The following is a 336-nucleotide window of genomic DNA, read 5'->3' on the forward strand; positions in this document are numbered from 1 at the left end:
GGATGACAGCTTTGGAATTGCCATCATCGGGGCCGGTGAGCGCGGCGTCTATTTCATCGGCAGCCGCATCGCCGAGGCCGCGCGCGATACGGGGCTGCGGGTAATCGGCGTGTTCGACCGTCTGGCCGACCGTGCCGAACTTGCCGCCGCGCACCTGAGTACGGTGTATAGGGCCGTCGGGTTGGACCACGAGGTTCGGGTCTTCGCGACACTCGATGAAGCGACTGCCGATTCGGCGGTGGACCTTGCTATTGTGACAACCCACACTGACAGCCATCGTGAACCCGTCGAACGGGCGGTGGCCCACGGCAAGCGGGTCTACCTGGACAAGCCCAT

Annotated in this window: 1 protein-coding gene; it reads left to right on the top strand. The window is 64.3% G+C overall.

Annotation, left to right across the window (positions count from 1 at the left end):
* A partial coding sequence (locus tag Q5L94_RS13495; protein WP_317498877.1) for a Gfo/Idh/MocA family oxidoreductase occupies window positions 1–336 on the top strand: 336 nt, incomplete at both ends.

This window comes from Idiomarina sp. Sol25 (assembly GCF_033052775.1).
In the GTDB taxonomy this organism is placed as follows: Bacteria; Pseudomonadota; Gammaproteobacteria; order Enterobacterales; family Alteromonadaceae; genus Idiomarina.